This window comes from Vibrio sp. 1159 (assembly GCF_033340395.1).
Taxonomy (GTDB): domain Bacteria; phylum Pseudomonadota; class Gammaproteobacteria; order Enterobacterales; family Vibrionaceae; genus Vibrio; species Vibrio alginolyticus.
On the sequence record NZ_JAWOWL010000102.1, the window covers coordinates 1 to 1,406 of the forward strand.

General features: G+C 45.0%; 1 protein-coding gene. It reads left to right on the plus strand.

Annotated features, from left to right (window positions below; genetic code table 11):
- Positions 1 to 432: 432 nt before the first annotated feature.
- Positions 433 to 1,406: porin (locus R7127_RS26165; RefSeq protein WP_318148678.1), on the plus strand; the 974-nt coding region annotated here is incomplete at its 3' end.

Genomic DNA, 1,406 nt, shown 5'->3' on the forward strand with positions numbered 1-1,406 from the left:
TTAGCTTTTTCGTGCTTGATTACTGACCACAATTTTTCCAAAAAGTTCCTGAAGGTGTTTTAAATTCACAAATGTAAGCAAATGTTTCTTAATCATCTGGCTCGATCATTTAAGTTTCAGAGGGTTATGAGATTTCGTGATCTTGCGCGTTACAAAACATTTCAATTTGTAAGGTTATCGATTGAATGAATGATAAGTTAGCAATCTAAACGTTTGCTTTCATTCGGTTTCTTATAATTTTTCACTCGGTTGCCGAAGAGTCTTCAAATAAAGTGGCGGCAGTTGTTGCGCAAAGGTAATTCAGTTTTGGCGGAAAAGATGCCCCAAAAAGCCGTTGTATACACCCGAAGCATTTGGCGTTTATTCGTACATAAATCCAAATGCTCAAGGTGCAAATCGACTAACCGACTAATAAATACATGGACTTAATAAATGAACAAAAAATTCCTAGCGGCAGCAATCGCAGCTGCAACATTCGGTACTCAAGCAGTAGCAGTGGAACTTTACAATAACGATGGCACTACGTTCTCTATTGGTGGCCATGTGTCTGTTAACCTGAACGGTTCAGAGCAAGGTGATACTGACGTAGGCACAAACTCTCCACGTATCAACTTCACAGCAACTCAGGATCTAGGCAATGACTTTACTGCTGACGCTCGTGGTGAATGGGCACTTAACTACCTAGATGGCGGCGAAAACTCATTCAAAACTCGTCTTGGTTACTTAGGTCTGACTCACGATACATACGGTCGTGCAGTGGGTGGTACGCAATGGGCACCTTACTACGACGTAGCTGGCGTAGCAGATATGCCGATTGCATTTGCGAACGACTTTATCTATGACGACCACGGCAACCTAGGCACTGGCCGCGCAGAGAAAATGATCTCTTACCGCAACGCAATCGAACTTGGCGAAGCAGGCAAAATTAACGTTGGTCTAGGTTGGCAAGGTACGAACGAAGCGACGGCTACGCACAAATACGATGACCGCGTACAAGTTGCCATTTCTTACGCGATCATGGGCGCAAAAGTGGGTTACACGTACAACGGTGGCGACTTCCAAGATTCAGCGTACATCGGTAAGCATTCAGCTGAATCTCACCTAGTCTCTGCGGCATACGGTTCTTACGGTCAAGGCTTGTACCTAGCAGCGGTTTACGGCTCGAACGAAAACATGAACTTCGACGGTAAAACTCGTCTAGCTGAAAGCGACGCGTACGAAGCGTTGATCGCTTATGCACTACCTAATAGCCTAAATCTGAGCATCAACTACGAAATGGTTGAAGGCAAAGACGTGAAAGGCGCGAAGACAGAAACGGCTCGTGAAGAAATGGCGCTGCAAGCAGAATACAACTTCACACCTAAGTTTGTGGGTTATGCGGGTTACCAGTTTGACTTGAACGACGC